This is a genomic window from Streptomyces sp. NBC_00887 (assembly GCF_045207585.1).
The window spans coordinates 4,028,472-4,043,907 of record NZ_CP108788.1 but is presented as its reverse complement, the minus strand read 5'-3'; the positions used below and the strand labels follow the sequence as shown (position 1 = coordinate 4,043,907).

Genomic DNA, 15,436 nt, shown 5'->3' with positions numbered 1-15,436 from the left:
TCCTGCTGCCGCTGGTTCAGGGGCCCGGAGCCCAGGTGTACCGATGTTCGGGGCGGCCGGTCTCGCCGTACTTCAGGGACAGCCGCACCCGTCCCGTTCGCTCCAGCAGTTTCAGATAGCGCTGGGCGGTCTGCCGGCTCATTCCGGCGCTCTCCGCGATCTCCTGCGCGGAGAGCGGCCCGTCGGCGGTGCGCAGGGCCTGACGGACCAGCTCGGCGGTGGTGGGCGAGTGCCCCTTGGGCAGGTCGGGCTCCCCGGTGGCCCACAGGGCGCCGAAGAGCCGGTCCACCTCTGTCTGCTCGGCCTCGCCGCCGCCCTCGAAGGTGTGCCGCAGGGTTGCGTACGCCTCCAGTTTGGTGCGCAGCCCCGCGTACGTGAACGGCTTCACCAGGTACTGAAGGGCTCCGTGGCGCATCGCGGCCTGAACGGTCGAGACGTCGCGTGCGGCCGTCACCATGATCACGTCGGTGTGATGGCCGAGACCTCGCAGCTCCCGCACGAGGGTCAGACCGTTGCGGTCCGGCAGATAGTGGTCGAGCAGGATCAGGTCGACGGATGTCTCACTGATCCGGGCGAGGGCCTCCGTCGACGAGTGGGCCTGGCCGGCCACGTGGAAGCCGGGCACCTTGGAGACGTACGCCGCGTTGATCTGCGCGACCCTGATGTCGTCGTCCACGATCAGGACCTCGATCACGCGGTCTCTCCTGCCGTTGCCGGTTGCGGGGGTGTCGCGATGCCGTCCGGGGCCTGTTCCTCGAGGGCTTCGGGCAGGACGACCGTGAACACGGCCCCGCCCTCCGGGGAATCCGACACGGAGACGCTGCCGCCCTGCCGTTCCGCCAGCCGCCGCACCAACGGCAGGCCCAGCCCGCGTTTGCCGTGGGCAGGGAGCTCCTTGGTGGACCAGCCTTCCATGAAGATCGAGTCATGGCTGCCCGCGGGTATGCCCGGGCCGCTGTCGTGCACGCGCAGGACCACCGTACGGCCGTCGGCCCGCAGGTCCACCTCGACCCGGGCGTCCACCGATCCCGCGGCGGCGTCGAGGGCGTTGTCGACGAGATTGCCGACGGCTGTGACGAGACCGCGCGGGTCCACCAGCCGGTCCGGCAGGCGCGTGCCGGGCGCCATGCGCAGGGCGACACCACGCTCCGCGGCCACTGTCGTCTTGCCGACCAGCAGCGCGGCCAGCAGGGGGTCGTGGACCTTCTCGGTGACCTGCTCGGCGGTCGCCCGGTGGACGCCGACGACTTCGGTGACGAACTCCACCGCGTCGTCGTGCATCTCCAGCTCGAGGAGTCCCAGGAGGGTGTGCAGCCGGTTCGCGTGTTCATGGTCCTGGGCGCGGAGGGCGTCGATCAGGCCACGGGTGGAGTCGAGCTCACGGCCGAGGTTCTCGAGCTCGGTCCGGTCGCGGAGGGTGGCGACCGCACCGCCGTCGTCGGTCGGCATCCGGTTCGCGAGCAGCACACGGTTGCCGCGGACCGTCACCAGGTCGTGCCCGACCACCCGGCCCGCCAGTACATCGGCGGTCCGCCCGGCTCCCAGGGCGTCGTCGAGCGGGCGGCCCGCAGCATCGGGACCGAGGCCGAGGAGACGCTGGGCCTCGTCGTTCAACAGCCGGATGCGTCCCGTGCGGTCGAGGGCGACGACACCCTCACGGATGCTGTGCAGCATGGCCTCGCGCTCCGTCAGCAGTGCGGAGATGTCGGAGAACGCCAGGTCGTGGGTCTGCCGCTGAAGACGGCGCGAGATCAGGTAGGCGGCGAACGCGCCCACGGCCAGCGCCCCGCCGGCATACGCGAGCAGCCCCGGGATCGTCGCGAGCAGCCGGGCGCGGACGCTGTCGTACGCGATGCCGACGGAGACCGCGCCCACGATCCGGTCCGCCCCGTCGCGCAGCGGCACCTTGCCGCGGGCGGAGCGGCCGAGCGTGCCGCTGTCGATCTCCATCACGGATCTGCCCGCGAGCGCCGTGCTGGGGTCCGTGGAGACGACTGCGCCGATCCGGGAGGTGTCGGTGTGCGACCAGCGCACCCCACGCCTGTCCATGACGACGACGTACTCGGCGCCGGTGGACCGCCTGATCCGCTCGGCGACGGTCTGGACGGGACCGTCCGGGGCCGGGGCGGTGGAGAGCAGCGACGCGGCGATCTGCGGCTGTGCCGCCGTGCTCTGCGCGATGGCGAGGGCCCGGCGCATCGCCTGGTCGTCGAGCTGGTCACTGAGCGGTGCCAGGAAGAGGCCGGTGACCAGCGCTGTGACACCGGTGATGATGGTCAGCTGCATCAGGAGGACCTGCGAGAAGACCCGCTTCGGCCAGCCGAACCGGCGGGGTCCCCGGACGGTGGTCGGTGGGGCGCTCATCGTACGAACGGTAGAGGGCATTCCGGTCCTTCCCGAAATCCGTTGCTGTTGGTCCGCCGACGCACCGGAACGCTTGAGCCGGAGGGCTTGCCTCCGGGCCCCCGATCTGTGAGCGTGCAGTGGGTTTCGGTGATTTCCACCGGAGCGCAATCTTCTTGCGGTTCTTGCGCTAATCTTGCGTTCATGACGCGACGACTTGCTCAAGTTGCCCAGAAGGTAGGAGTCAGCGAGGCCACGGTCAGCCGGGTGCTGAACGGCAAGCCGGGCGTCTCCGACGCCACGCGGCAAGCTGTCCTCTCGGCGCTGGACGTCCTTGGTTACGAGCGCCCCACGCAGCTGCGCGGCGAGCGTGCCCGGCTGGTCGGGCTCGTCCTTCCCGAGCTGCAGAACCCGATCTTCCCGGCCTTCGCCGAAGTGGTCGGCGGCGCGCTCGCCCAGCAGGGGCTGACGCCCGTGCTCTGTACCCAGACCAAGGGCGGCGTCTCCGAAGCCGACTATGTCGAGCTCCTGCTGCAGCAGCAGGTGTCCGGGGTCGTGTTCGCCGGTGGGCTCTATGCCCAGGCCGACGCCCCGCACGATCACTACAAGGTGCTCGCCGACCGCAAGATCCCCGTGGTTCTGATCAACGCGGCCATCGCTCATCTCGGGTTCCCCGGGGTCTCGTGCGACGACTCGGTGGCCGTCGAGCAGGCGTGGCGCCACCTCGTCTCGCTCGGTCACGAACGGATCGGGTTCGTCCTCGGCCCCTCCGATCACGTGCCCTCGCAGCGGAAGCTCGCTGCCGCCCGCGCGCTCGCCGAGGAGGCGGGGACGACGGTGCCGGACGAGCGGGTGGCCCGGGCCATGTTCTCGCTCGAGGGCGGGCAGGCCGCCGCCATGCGGCTGCTGGACCAGGGGGTCACGGGCATCATCTGCGCCAGCGACCCGCTCGCCCTGGGGGCTGTGCGTGCGGCGCGCCGCCGCGGACTGTCCGTGCCCGCGGACGTCTCGGTCGTCGGCTATGACGACTCGGCCTTCATGAACTGCACCGAGCCGCCTCTGACCACGGTCCGCCAGCCCATCGAGGCCATGGGCCGGGCCGCGGTGGAGCTGCTCTCGGTGCAGATCGCGGGACGTGCGGTGCCGTCCGACGAGCTTCTCTTCGAGCCGGAACTCGTGGTGCGTGGCTCCACGGCTCAGCCGCCCCGTGAAAATTCCCGCTGATTGTAGTTAATTTGCAGGATCGGCCCGCGGCGGCGGATCGGCCCGCAGTACCGGTGCGGGCAGTGGCTGCGGCGGGCGAGGTCCTGTGTACTGCCCGCTGGGCCGCATCCGCAGGGGCCGCTCCGCGTACTCCTCCAGTGCGTGGGCGATCCAGCCCGCGGTGCGCGCCACGGCGAACACCGTCTCGCCCGCCTCCGCGGGCATGCCGGAGGTGACCGACAGGACGGCGAGCGCCAGGTCGACATTGGCGTGCAGGGGAGTGTGGCGGGCGGTGGTGGCGACCACGTCGCGGGCCGCGGCCAGCGCCCGGGCAGCCTGCGGTACGTCCTCCAGCAGGTCGAACAGGACGTGTGCCCGCGGATCCTCACCCGTGTACAGACGGTGCCCAAGCCCCGGCACACGGCGGCCGACGCGGAGGTGGTCGGCGACGACCGGGGACGCGCTGCCCCGTGCCACGACCTCGGACAGCATTCGGTGGGCCAGGCCGCTCGCGGCACCGTGCAGGGGCCCCTCCAGTACGCCCAGCCCCGCCGAGACCACTGCGTACGGATGGGCGCGGGCTGACGCAGCGACCCGCGCAGCCAGCGTCGACGCGGCGAGGTCGTGGTCCGTGAGCAGTGCGAGAGCGGTGTCGAGCACGGCCAGTGACGCCGCGTCGGCCGGCCGGCCGGAGAGCCTCGGCCACAGCTGCCGGGCAAGGGTCGCGGAGGCGCCGCCCGCCCCGTCGCGGCCGTCGGCAGGCGGCTGCTCCCCGACCACGGGCAATGCGGCCACCAGGGTGGGGATCAGGCCGCGTGCGCTGCTGAGAACCCCCTGGGGAGACAGGTCGAACCGCAGCGGATCGGCTGCCGCGGCCGCGGTGACCGCGACCCGCAGCCGGTCCGTCGACCCGCTGTGTGCCGGGAGTGCGGCGACCGTCCGGCGCGCGGCAGCGAGCGATTCCGGGGGCGCGGTGAAACGGATGCCCGGACGGAGCTCGCCGGTCCAGATCCACTCGGCGACTTCCTCGTAGCCGTACGCGCGGGCGAGCTCGGTGGCGTCGACACCGCGGAAGTAGTACGCGTCGTGCTCGATGAGCGTGATGCCGGTACGGAAGACCAGCTCACCCGCGGCGGGAACGGGCTCCCTGCGCCCGGTGCGCCGTACCAGGGCCGCGACCTCGGCGGCGTCGAACGTACTGCCGCGCCCCCCGGGGGCCCGCCTGCTGCCGAGCTGTCCCCGGCTCACGTACGCGTACACGGTCTCGGGCTTCACCCCCAGCTGTTCCGCCGTCTCCCGTGTGGTGAGCCTGCGCGCCTCCCCCGGATCTTCGCCTCCGGCGCCTTCCGTGTCCGCCCCGCGCGCTGCCTCATGCGTCATGGCGCCCACCGTATCCATATCCATCGGCATCCATCGAGACTCCATATTGATTGGATCAATGTTGACATGAATTGAGTCAATCATAGACAGTCGAATCAATGTTCAATCGACCGTCGGAGGAGAGACCTGAAATGTCTGCCCTGAGGACTGGTACCGCCCCGCTCGACGTGCCCCGCGGTCTCGCCGGAGTGATCGTCACCGACACCGCAATCGGTGATGTGCGCGGGCGCGAGGGCTTCTACCACTACCGGCACTACTCGGCGATCGATCTGGCGCGGAGCCGCAGCTTCGAGGACGTCTGGTACCTGCTGTTCCACGGCGAACTGCCCGACCGCGCCGCAGGCGCCGACTTCGCGGCCCGCACGGCCGGACTGCGCCGTCTGCCGGACGAGGTGCGCGACGCGCTGCCGGCCATCGCGCGCGCCGGCGCGGTCTCCGGTCCGCTGGCCGGCCTGCGCACCGCCCTCTCGCTGCTCGGTGCCTCGGCGGGATTCCGCCCGATGTACGACATCGGAGCCGACCGCCGCCGCGGCGACGCACTCGCCGTCTGCGCGGCCGTACCGACCGTGCTGACCGCCCTGTACCGGCTCGGCCAGGGCCTCGAACCCCTCGAACCGCGTGAGGACCTGCCGTTCGCCGCGAACTACCTGTACATGCTCACCGGAGCCGAGCCGGACGCAGCGCGGGTCAGGGCCGTCGAGCAGTACCTCATCTCCACCATCGACCACGGCTTCAACGCCTCGACGTTCACCGGCAGGGTGGTGGCGTCCACCGGCGCGGACGTGGCCGCCTGCCTGGTCGCGGCGGTCGGCGCGCTCTCCGGACCGCTGCACGGCGGCGCGCCCAGCCGGGCCCTGGACACCCTGGACGCCATCGGGACTCCGGACCGTATCGACGGCTGGATCCGGGAACAGGTCCTCGCGGGAGGCCGGATCATGGGCTTCGGACACCCCGTCTACCGCACCGAGGACCCGCGCTCACGCATGCTGCGCTCGATCGCGCAGAGCTTCGGCGGACCGCTCGTCGACTTCGCCGTCGAGGTCGAACGGCAGGTGGAGGCCATTCTCGCCGAGCTCAAGCCGGGGCGTGAGCTGCACACCAACGTGGAGTTCTACGCAGGGGTCGTCATGGAGCTCTGCGGTCTGCCGCGCGAGATGTTCACCCCCACCTTCTGCGCCGCGCGTGTGGTCGGCTGGAGCGCCAATATCCTGGAGCAGGCGGAGGACTCGAAGATCATCCGCCCGGCGGCCCGCTATGTGGGAACGCCCCCGCCCCAGCCCGTACCGGCACCCTGACCGACCCCGAGAAAGGCCCACGTTGACCCCGCCCCGCGCCCCGCAGCTCCCGGTCGTCGTTCTGGCGGGGTTCCTGGGATCAGGCAAGACGACCCTGCTCAACCATCTGCTCCGCAACCGGGCCGGCAACCGGATCGGGGTGATTGTCAACGACTTCGGTTCGATCGAGATCGATGCCATGGCCGTCGCGGGACAGGTCGGGTCGACGGTCTCGCTGGGTAACGGCTGCCTGTGCTGCGCGGTCGACGCGAGCGAGCTCGACACCTTCCTGGAGACGCTGACCAGGCCTGCCGCCCGGCTCGATGTGATCGTCATCGAGGCGAGCGGTCTCGCCGAGCCCCAGGAGCTCGTACGGATGCTGCTGGCCAGCGACAATCCGCACATCCGTTACGGGGGGCTGGTCGAGGTCGTCGACGCCGCCGAATTCATGACCACGCGGGAGCGGCACCCGGAGATCGACCGCCATCTGGGGGTGGCCGACCTCATCGTGCTGAACAAAACCGACAGGGTGGCGCAGGCGGAACTGGACGCCGTGCGAGAAGCGGTGGCGACCGCAGGCAGCAGGGCGGCTGTTATCCACGCCGAGTTCGGACGCGTCGACCCCGAGCTGCTCGTCGATCCCGTGCTGCGGCCGGACGGTGACGACACCGCACGTCAGCTGACGTTCGAGGACCTTCTCCTGGAGACGGACCACGAGCACGACAGCCATCCGCACGCGGCGTACGAGAGCGTCTCCTTCACCACCGACGTTCCGATGAACCCCCGGCGGTTCATCGAGTTTCTCGACTCCAGGCCCGAAGGCCTCTACCGGATCAAGGGGTATGTCGACTTCGGCGCGGGCGACCCGGGAAACAGGTACACCCTGCACTCCGTCGGCAGGTTTCTGCGCTTCGTTCCGCAGGCCTGGTCGCGGGACGAGCCCAGGTGCACGCAGCTCGTGCTGATCGGTTCCGGGATCGACGCGGAGGCGCTGGACAAGGGGCTCTCGGACTGCCGGGAGCCGGAGCAGACCGCCGGCGGAGAACTCGAGCGCAGCATGTGGGGCATCCTGCGCTACGTACGGCAGCCGGACGACGACGAGGCCTGAGCGGCCCCGGCGTCGTCCGGCCGGGCGTCTACAGCGGGCCGGCGATCACGGAGACCGGGCTCGTCAGCGGTGTGCCCGAGCCGTCGCGCCGCGGATCCGGGGCAGGCAGCTCCGCCGGTGTGCCGTTCTGCTGCGCGGCGCGGGCCGGAACACCGCCCGCCCAGGCGAACACCAGGACGTCCTCCCCCTTGAGGAAGCGCTGGCAGCGCACCCCACCGGTCGCCCTGCCCTTACGCGGATACTGGTCGAACGGGGTGAGCTTCGAGGTCAGCTCCGAATCGTCCAGCGTGCCGTGCGACCCGGCCACCGTGAACACCATGGCGTCCAGCGCGGGATCCACTGCCGTGAACGAGAGCACCTCGGCCCCCGCCGTGAGCTTGACGCCCGCCATGCCACCCGCCGGGCGCCCCTGCGGGCGCACCTGCGCCGCCGGATAGCGCAGCAGCTGGGCGTCGGACGTGATGAAGACCAGGTCCTCCTCGCCCGTACGCAGCTCCGTCGCGCCGACGATGCGGTCACCGTCCTTGAGCGTGATGACCTCCAGCTCGTCCTTGTTGGCCGGGTAGTCGGGCACCACGCGCTTCACCACCCCCTGCAGGGTGCCGATCGCCAGGCCGGGCGACTCCTCGTCCAGCGTGGTGAGGCAGATCAGCTCCTCGCCCGTCTCCAGCGTGAGGAACTCCGAGATCTGAGCCCCTCCCGAGAGGTTGGGAGCCGCATGGGTGTCCGGCAGCCGCGGCAGATCGATCACCGACAGCCGCAGCAGGCGCCCCGTGGACGTCACCGCACCCACATCGCCGCGCGCCGTCGCGGGGACGGCCGAGACGACCACATCGTGCTTCGTGCGCTTGGCGTCCTCGGCCGCCACGACCTGGTCGGCGTTGGCCGTACGGGCCAGCAGACCGGTCGACGAGAGGAGCACCCGGCACGGGTCGTCGGCGACCTCCAGCGGTACGGAGGCGACCTGCGAACCTGCCGACTCCAGCAGCACCGTGCGCCGGTCGGTGCCGAACTTCTTCGCCACCGCGGCCAGTTCGGCCGAGACGAGCTTGCGCAGCTCCGCGTCCGACTCCAGGATCGCCGTCAGCTTGTCGATCTCGTCGTTGAGCCGGTCGCGCTCGCTCTCCAGCTCGATCCGGTCGAACCGGGTGAGCCTGCGCAGCGGGGTGTCCAGGATGTACATCGTCTGGATCTCGCTCAGGGAGAAGCGCTCGATCAGCCGCTCCTTGGCCTGCGCCGAATTGTCGCTGTCCCGGATGATGCGGATGACCTCGTCGATGTCGAGCAGGGCGACGAGAAGACCCTCGACCAGATGCAGCCGGTCCCGGCGCTTGGTCCTGCGGAACTCGCTGCGCCGGCGCACCACCTCGAAGCGGTGGTCGAGGTAGACCTCCAGGAGCTCCTTGAGCCCCAGGGTGAGCGGCTGCCCGTCGACCAGCGCCACGTTGTTGATGCCGAAGGACTCCTCCATCGGCGTCAGCTTGTAGAGCTGCTCCAGCACCGCCTCCGGCACGAAGCCGTTCTTGACCTCGATCACCAGGCGGAGCCCGTGCGACCGGTCGGTGAGGTCCTTGACGTCCGCGATGCCCTGGAGCTTCTTCGCGGAGACGAGGTCCTTGATCTTGGCGATCACCTTCTCCGGGCCGACGGTGAAGGGCAGTTCGGTGACGACGAGGCCCTTGCGGCGCGGCGTGACGTCCTCTATCGCGACGGTCGCACGGATCTTGAACGTGCCGCGGCCTGCCGCGTACGCGTCCTTGATGCCGCCGAGACCGACGATCCTGCCACCCGTCGGCAGGTCGGGGCCCGGGACGAAACGCATCAGGGTCTCGAGGTCCGCGTTCGGGTGCCTGATGAGATGGCGGGCGGCGGCGATCACCTCGCCGAGGTTGTGCGGGGGCATGTTGGTCGCCATGCCGACCGCGATCCCGGACGCCCCGTTGACCAGGAGGTTCGGGTACGCCGCCGGGAGGACGACGGGCTCCTGCTCCTGGCCGTCGTAGTTCGACTGGAAGTCGACGGTGTCCTCGTCGATCGACTCCGTCATCAGCGACGTGGCGTCGGCCATCCGGCACTCGGTGTACCGCATGGCGGCCGGCGGGTCGTCGTTGCCGAGCGAGCCGAAGTTGCCGTGTCCGTCGACGAGGGGAAGGCGCATCGAGAACGGCTGTGCCATGCGCACCAGTGCGTCGTAGATCGACGCGTCACCGTGCGGGTGCAACTTGCCCATCACTTCGCCGACGACACGGGCGCACTTCACGTAGCCGCGGTCGGGGCGCAGCCCCATCTCGTTCATCTGGGACACGATGCGGCGGTGCACGGGCTTCATGCCGTCGCGGGCGTCGGGCAGAGCCCTGGAGTAGATCACCGAGTACGCGTACTCGAGGAAGGAGCCCTGCATTTCGTCGACGACGTCGATGTCGAGGATCTTCTCCTCGAAGTCGTCCGGCGGCGGGGTCTTCGTGCTGCGGCGGGCCATCGCGGCTGCGACTCCTTCACAGATTCTGTCGGGCAACCTCAGGTTCTGACGCCGACCATTGTGGACCGCCGTACTGACAACGCCGACCTCGACCCGTCCGAAGTGGTCTCAGGGGCCCCTCCGGAGCCCCTGTTTACGGCACCATCTACGACAACATTCACCGATCGGGAACTTCGCCAGGTGCCGGTGCGCTTGCTTACAGTGGCAGGTCCGGCAGGAAATCCTGTATCGCGATCGAAGGGACGTACATGCCCATGGGTCACACGGCCACAGCCCAGGCCGGTTCCGGCGGCTTGACGGCGACCGAGCACCGCCTGGCCAACGGCCTGCGCGTGGTGCTCTCCGAGGACCATCTGACCCCGGTCGCCGCGGTCTGCCTCTGGTACGACGTCGGTTCCCGTCACGAGGTCAAGGGACGCACCGGCCTGGCTCACCTCTTCGAGCACCTGATGTTCCAGGGCTCCGGCCAGGTCAAGGGGAACGGACACTTCGAACTGGTGCAGGGTGCCGGCGGTTCCCTGAACGGCACCACCAGCTTCGAGCGCACCAACTACTTCGAGACGATGCCCACGCACCAGCTGGAGCTCGCGCTGTGGCTCGAGGCCGACCGGATGGGCTCGCTGCTCGCCGCGCTCGACGACGAGTCCATGGAGAACCAGCGCGACGTCGTGAAGAACGAGCGCCGTCAGCGCTACGACAACGTTCCGTACGGCACGGCGTTCGAGAAGCTCACGGCCCTCGCGTACCCGGAGGGTCACCCGTACCACCACACGCCGATCGGCTCGATGGCCGATCTGGACGCGGCGACCCTGGACGACGCGCAGGCGTTCTTCCGTACGTACTACGCGCCGAACAACGCCGTGCTCTCGGTGGTCGGTGACATCGACCCCGAGCAGACGCTGGCCTGGATCGAGAAGTACTTCGGATCCATCCCCTCGCACGACGGCAAGCAGCCGCCGCGCGACGGCACGCTGCCCGGCACGATCGGTGAGCAGCTGCGCGAAGTGGTGCACGAGGAGGTTCCCGCGCGTGCGCTGATGGCCGCCTACCGGCTGCCGCACGACGGCACCCGCGAGTGTGACGCCGCGGACCTGGCGCTGACCGTCCTCGGCGGCGGCGAGTCGTCCCGGCTGCACAACCGCCTGGTCCGCCGCGACCGTACGGCGGTGGCCGCGGGATTCGGGCTGCTCAGGCTCTCCGGAGCACCCTCCCTGGGCTGGCTGGACGTCAAGACGTCCGGTGGCGTCGAGGTGCCGCAGATCGAGACGGCGGTCGACGAGGAGCTGGCCCGCTTCGCGGCCGATGGCCCCACGCCCGAGGAAATGGAGAGGGCACAGGCCCAGTTGGAGCGCGAGTGGCTGGACAGGCTCGGCACGGTCGCGGGCCGCGCCGACGAACTGTGCCGGTACGCCGTGCTGTTCGGCGACCCCCAACTCGCCCTGACCGCGGTGCAGCGGGTGCTCGACGTCACCGCGCAGGAGGTCCAGGCGGCCGCCCAGGCGCATCTGCGTCCCGACAACCGGGCGGTCCTGGTCTACGAGCCGGTCGAGCCGGCGGACGAGGCCGAGGATGCCGCAGGCAGCACCGACGACCACGAGGGGGCCGAGAAGTGACCGACGCCGCCGTGACTGGAGTAGCGATGGAGTACCACCCGCAGCCGACCGCAGGCGAGGCCAGGCCCTGGGCCTTCCCCGCGCCCGATCGCGGCGCTCTGCCCAATGGCCTGACCGTGCTGCGCTGCCACCGCCCCGGCCAGCAGGTCGTCGCCGTGGAGATCTTCCTGGACGCGCCGCTCGACGCCGAGCCCGAGGGTCTGGACGGCGTGGCCACGATCATGGCGCGCGCGCTGTCCGAGGGCACGGACAAGCACTCCGCGGAGGAGTTCGCCGCCGAGCTGGAGCGCTGCGGTGCCACGCTCGACGCGCACGCCGACCACCCGGGTGTCCGGGTCTCCCTGGAGGTCCCGGTCTCCCGGCTCTCCAAGGCGCTCGGTCTGGTCGCCGAAGCGCTGCGGGCGCCGGCCTTCAGCGAGAGCGAGGTGGAGCGCCTCGTGGGCAACCGGCTCGACGAGATTCCGCACGAGCAGGCCAACCCCGCCCGGCGTGCGGCCAAGCAGCTCTCCAAGGAGTTGTTCCCGGCCACGGCGCGGATGTCGCGTCCGCGCCAGGGCACGGAGGAGACCGTGCGGCGGATCGACGCCGAGGGTGTGCGCGCCTTCTACGACGCCCACGTCCGCCCGTCCACGGCGACGGCCGTCATCGTCGGCGATCTCACCGGGGTCGATCTGGACACGCTGCTCGCGGACACCATCGGTGACTGGTCGGGCAACGTCGGCCAGTCGCGCCCGGTGCCGCCGATCACCGCGGACGACACCGGCCGGGTGGTGATCGTGGACCGTCCCGGAGCGGTGCAGACGCAGCTGCTGATCGGCCGGATCGGCGCCGACCGGCACGACAGCGTCTGGCCCGCCCAGGTCCTGGGCACGTACTGCCTGGGGGGCACCCTCACCTCCCGCCTCGACCGCGTCCTGCGCGAGGAGAAGGGCTACACCTACGGGGTCCGGGCCTTCGGCCAGGTGCTGCGTTCGACGGCACCCGGATCCGTCTCCGGGGCGACCGGCGCCGCGATGCTCGCCATCAGCGGCTCCGTGGACACGGAGTCCACCGGGCCGGCCCTGGAAGACCTCTGGGTGGTCCTGCGCACCCTGGCGGCCGAGGGACTGACGGATGCCGAGCGCGAGACCGCCGTACAGAACCTCGTCGGGGTCGCCCCGCTGAAGTTCGAGACGGCGGCATCGGTCGCGGGCACCCTCGCCGACCAGGTGGAGCAGCACCTCCCGGACGACTACCAGGCCCAGCTGTACGCGCGCCTGGCGGAGACCGGCACGGTGGAGGCGACGGCCGCGGTGGTCAACGCGTTCCCCGTGGACCGGCTGGTCACGGTCCTGGTGGGAGACGCTTCGCAGATCGCGGAGCCCGTGAGGGCCCTGGGTATCGGCGAGGTGTCGGTCGTCACCGGCTGACAGGACTGAGCAGAGCGAACCCCGGCGAGTGCGTTCTCGCCGGGGTTCTCCTTTTTGTCTGATTTGGTGAAGAGCGTTCATGTATGACCTGTGGGATGTGCGACAAAGCGCCCTGTCCGTTTGGTGATTGAAAGTCGCCCGGCCTAGCGTCGGCTCGGCTGTCCGCCAGACGTATGCCGCATCCGCGGCGCCGGACAGCCATCGCCGAGTCCCCGTCAGGCGCGAGCCTGGGGAGCCGGGGACCCACGCAGTCCCTGGGGTGAATCGGATGTCCGCGTCTCGTACGAGGCGGGGGATCCGTAGGAGACCTTCCTGCTCCGAACCCGTCAGCTAACCCGGTAGGCGAGAAGGAAGGAAAGGATCAGCCCCTCCATGGCGTTCACCCGTGCCACCGGGAAGCATCGTGCCCCGAGCCGCCTGACGCGCAGCAGCGCCAAGGTCGCCGGCATCGCGGCTCTGGCCACCACCGGCGTCATCGGCGCAATGGCCTCCCCGGCCCTCGCCGCGGACTCCGAGGCCCTCACCGTCACCGGTCTGACCCAGGCCGTTGCCATCGACACCACTCTCGCCGCCCAGATCGACGCCCAGGCCGAGGCGCAGCAGCACCAGGCCGACCTCGCGGCGAAGGCGAAGGCCGAAGCGGTGGCGAAGGCGAAGGCCGAGGCCAAGCGTGAGGCCGAAGCCCGCGCCAAGGAGGCCCGCGAGGCCAAGGCGCGCGCCGCCCGCGCCGCCGAGCGAGCCCGGCTGAACTCCTTCCACCTCCCGGTCGCCGGCTCCTCCGTGACCACCGGCTACAAGTCCGGCGGTGCCCTCTGGTCCTCCGGCAGCCACTCCGGCGTCGACTTCCGCGCCGCGTCCGGCAGCTCCGTCGTCGCGGTAGGCGCCGGAACGGTCGTCGAGGCGGGCTGGGGCGGCGCGTACGGCAACAACATCGTGCTCCGGATGACGGACGGCACGTACACCCAGTACGGCCACCTCTCCTCGATCGGCGTGTCCGTCGGACAGAGCGTCACCTCGGGGCAGCAGATAGGCCTGTCGGGCTCCACCGGCAACTCCACCGGACCGCACCTGCACTTCGAGGCGCGGACCACCCCGGAGTACGGATCCGACATGGATCCTGTCGCCTACCTCCGAGCGCACGGTCTCCAGGTCTGAGACCCCGTACCGCACAGCTTCCCGAAGGCCCCGGCACCCGCCGGGGCCTTCGTCGTGCCGCACCCCGGGACTGCTCCGCCGCGAGCCGCCGGAGAAGTACTCGTCGGCTGGAAGATATCCATGGATTCCGCTCCGCCATCGGAAATTGCGGCTGATTGCAATAGAGTCACAGAACAGGCGTCGATCGGCCGCGTTTCGCGGGGATTAAGGCGGAGGTTCGGACATGCGCATTCCCGCGCATTCAGTATGCACGGCAATCCGTGACGACATCGTCTCCGGTGTCTTCGAACGCGGCAGCCGCCTCACCGAGGAGGTGCTCGCACGTCGGTACGGGGTCTCCCGGGTCCCGGTGCGCGAGGCACTGCGCACCCTGGAGTCCGAGGGGTTCGTCGTCACCCGCCGGCACGCCGGTGCCTGTGTCGCCGAGCCCACGGAGCAGGAGGCCGCCGACCTCCTGGAGATCCGCATGCTCCTGGAGCCGCTGGGCGCCGCCCGTGCCGCCCAGCGTCGTACCGAGGCCCACCTCAAGGTGCTCCGAGGCCTGGTCAGACTGGGGCAGGAGCGGGTTCGCCGGGGCGAGGGGGAGGATCTGCGCTCGCTCGGCGGCTGGTTCCACGAGACGCTGGCCCAGGCGTCGGGCAGCCCCGCCCTCATCGCGCTGCTCACCCAGCTCAGGCACAAGATCGCCTGGATGTACGCGGTCGAGCATCCGGCCCGCCCCGCCGATTCCTGGGCCGAGCACGGCGCCATCGTGGACGCCGTGGCGCGCGGTGACGCGGAACGGGCCAGGGCGCTCGCGGCCCAGCACGCCGAGCGGGCCACCACCGCCCACCGGCTGCGGCGCGCGGACCGGCAGGGCCGCACGACCGGCCCGGCCCGGGTGAGGACTTCGCAACATTCTGTAAACATCGCAGGCGTCCGGCATTAACAATGGCGCCGTATACAAAGAAGGGAATTCGGGAGGGCTTTCTTTTTGCTGCCCGAATTCAGGTCGTCCTCGCAGTCGTCCGTGACTTTCCGGCAACGAGAAAGCCGCGGCTCCCGATCGGGACACCGCGGCTTTGTCGAGGAAGTAATTCCGGCCCGGAACGGGCGGAATCAGACGGTCTCCGGAAGCTCCTCGAGCCCCTCGGTGACCAGCTTCGCCAGACGGTCCAGGGCGGCTTCGGCGTCGTCCGCCTCGGACGCGAGCACGATCTCCTCGCCACCCTGGGCTCCCAGGCCGAGCACCGCGAGCATGGAGGCGGCGTTCACCGGGTTGCCGTCGGCCTTGGCGATCGTCACGGGGACGCCGGAGGCCGTGGCGGCACGGACGAAGATGGATGCGGGGCGGGCGTGCAGGCCCTCGGCCCAACCGACGTTGACGCGGCGCTCAGCCATGGTTCTGCCCTTCACGTATCAATGGTTGTCTAGACCAGTCTCTCATGCAGTGCGCACTGCTGTGTCCGACCTCCGGCCCGGCCGCCACCGCC

Annotated in this window: 12 protein-coding genes and 1 riboswitch; of the genes, 7 read left to right on the top strand and 5 right to left on the bottom strand. The window is 70.4% G+C overall.

All coding sequences use genetic code 11. The features are described 5' to 3' along the window. Window positions 1–16 precede the first annotated feature (16 nt). Complete coding sequence (locus OG844_RS18370) at window positions 17–694, bottom strand: response regulator (protein WP_406391605.1); 678 nt, start codon at window positions 692–694, stop codon at window positions 17–19. Continuing rightward, a complete protein-coding gene (locus OG844_RS18365; protein ID WP_406391603.1) occupies window positions 691–2,364 on the bottom strand; it encodes an ATP-binding protein in 1,674 nt (557 codons plus the stop codon). The genes OG844_RS18370 and OG844_RS18365 overlap by 4 nt, the downstream gene beginning before the upstream one ends. 183 nt (window positions 2,365–2,547) lie before the next feature. On the opposite strand from OG844_RS18365, the gene OG844_RS18360 reads away from it, so the two are divergent. Next, window positions 2,548–3,567, top strand: coding sequence for a LacI family DNA-binding transcriptional regulator (locus tag OG844_RS18360; RefSeq protein ID WP_383179111.1), 1,020 nt, complete (start codon window positions 2,548–2,550; stop codon window positions 3,565–3,567). Between the two features lie 6 nt (window positions 3,568–3,573). Here the strand turns inward: OG844_RS18360 and OG844_RS18355 are convergent, their stop codons facing one another. Then, window positions 3,574–4,926 (bottom strand): citrate/2-methylcitrate synthase, encoded by a 1,353-nt coding sequence (locus OG844_RS18355; protein WP_406391601.1) that lies wholly within the window; start codon window positions 4,924–4,926, stop codon window positions 3,574–3,576. Window positions 4,927–5,057: 131 nt separating this feature from the next. Between OG844_RS18355 and OG844_RS18350 the strand changes: the two genes are divergently transcribed. Beyond that, window positions 5,058–6,221, top strand: coding sequence for a citrate/2-methylcitrate synthase (locus tag OG844_RS18350; RefSeq protein ID WP_406391599.1), 1,164 nt, complete (start codon window positions 5,058–5,060; stop codon window positions 6,219–6,221). Window positions 6,222–6,243: 22 nt separating this feature from the next. After that, the gene (locus OG844_RS18345) at window positions 6,244–7,308 is read left to right on the top strand and encodes a CobW family GTP-binding protein (protein ID WP_406391597.1); all 1,065 of its coding nucleotides are present in this window, start codon (window positions 6,244–6,246) and stop codon (window positions 7,306–7,308) included. A 28-nt stretch (window positions 7,309–7,336) separates the two neighbouring features. Here OG844_RS18345 and OG844_RS18340 read toward each other — a convergent pair whose 3' ends face one another. Next, the gene (locus OG844_RS18340) at window positions 7,337–9,787 is read right to left on the bottom strand and encodes a DNA topoisomerase (ATP-hydrolyzing) subunit A (protein ID WP_406391595.1); all 2,451 of its coding nucleotides are present in this window, start codon (window positions 9,785–9,787) and stop codon (window positions 7,337–7,339) included. 248 nt (window positions 9,788–10,035) lie between these two features. On the opposite strand from OG844_RS18340, the gene OG844_RS18335 reads away from it, so the two are divergent. From OG844_RS18335 to OG844_RS18320, 4 genes are all read left to right on the top strand, one after another. Continuing rightward, complete coding sequence (locus tag OG844_RS18335; protein ID WP_406391593.1) at window positions 10,036–11,400, top strand: M16 family metallopeptidase; 1,365 nt, start codon at window positions 10,036–10,038, stop codon at window positions 11,398–11,400. A gap of 26 nt (window positions 11,401–11,426) precedes the next feature. Continuing rightward, window positions 11,427–12,809 (top strand): M16 family metallopeptidase, encoded by a 1,383-nt coding sequence (locus tag OG844_RS18330; RefSeq protein WP_406391592.1) that lies wholly within the window; start codon window positions 11,427–11,429, stop codon window positions 12,807–12,809. Window positions 12,810–13,001: 192 nt separating this feature from the next. After that, window positions 13,002–13,169, top strand: a riboswitch (cyclic di-AMP (ydaO/yuaA leader). Between the two features lie 12 nt (window positions 13,170–13,181). After that, window positions 13,182–13,964, top strand: coding sequence for a M23 family metallopeptidase (locus tag OG844_RS18325; protein WP_406391591.1), 783 nt, complete (start codon window positions 13,182–13,184; stop codon window positions 13,962–13,964). A 223-nt stretch (window positions 13,965–14,187) separates the two neighbouring features. Beyond that, window positions 14,188–14,892, top strand: a complete 705-nt coding sequence (locus OG844_RS18320) for a GntR family transcriptional regulator (RefSeq protein ID WP_406391589.1) — start codon at window positions 14,188–14,190, stop codon at window positions 14,890–14,892. Between the two features lie 170 nt (window positions 14,893–15,062). Here the strand turns inward: OG844_RS18320 and OG844_RS18315 are convergent, their stop codons facing one another. Further along, the gene (locus OG844_RS18315; RefSeq protein ID WP_329206688.1) at window positions 15,063–15,344 is read right to left on the bottom strand and encodes an HPr family phosphocarrier protein; all 282 of its coding nucleotides are present in this window, start codon (window positions 15,342–15,344) and stop codon (window positions 15,063–15,065) included. Between the last annotated feature and the right edge of the window lie 92 nt (window positions 15,345–15,436).

Coding starts and splice junctions, on each gene's coding strand:
- OG844_RS18365 (WP_406391603.1), bottom strand. CDS start 2,364: ATGAGCGCCCCACCGACCACCGTCCGGGGACCCCGCCGGTTCGGCTGG.
- OG844_RS18360 (WP_383179111.1), top strand. CDS start 2,548: ATGACGCGACGACTTGCTCAAGTTGCCCAGAAGGTAGGAGTCAGCGAG.
- OG844_RS18355 (WP_406391601.1), bottom strand. CDS start 4,926: ATGACGCATGAGGCAGCGCGCGGGGCGGACACGGAAGGCGCCGGAGGC.
- OG844_RS18350 (WP_406391599.1), top strand. CDS start 5,058: ATGTCTGCCCTGAGGACTGGTACCGCCCCGCTCGACGTGCCCCGCGGT.
- OG844_RS18340 (WP_406391595.1), bottom strand. CDS start 9,787: ATGGCCCGCCGCAGCACGAAGACCCCGCCGCCGGACGACTTCGAGGAG.
- OG844_RS18335 (WP_406391593.1), top strand. CDS start 10,036: ATGCCCATGGGTCACACGGCCACAGCCCAGGCCGGTTCCGGCGGCTTG.
- OG844_RS18330 (WP_406391592.1), top strand. CDS start 11,427: ATGGAGTACCACCCGCAGCCGACCGCAGGCGAGGCCAGGCCCTGGGCC.
- OG844_RS18325 (WP_406391591.1), top strand. CDS start 13,182: ATGGCGTTCACCCGTGCCACCGGGAAGCATCGTGCCCCGAGCCGCCTG.
- OG844_RS18320 (WP_406391589.1), top strand. CDS start 14,188: ATGCGCATTCCCGCGCATTCAGTATGCACGGCAATCCGTGACGACATC.
- OG844_RS18315 (WP_329206688.1), bottom strand. CDS start 15,344: ATGGCTGAGCGCCGCGTCAACGTCGGTTGGGCCGAGGGCCTGCACGCC.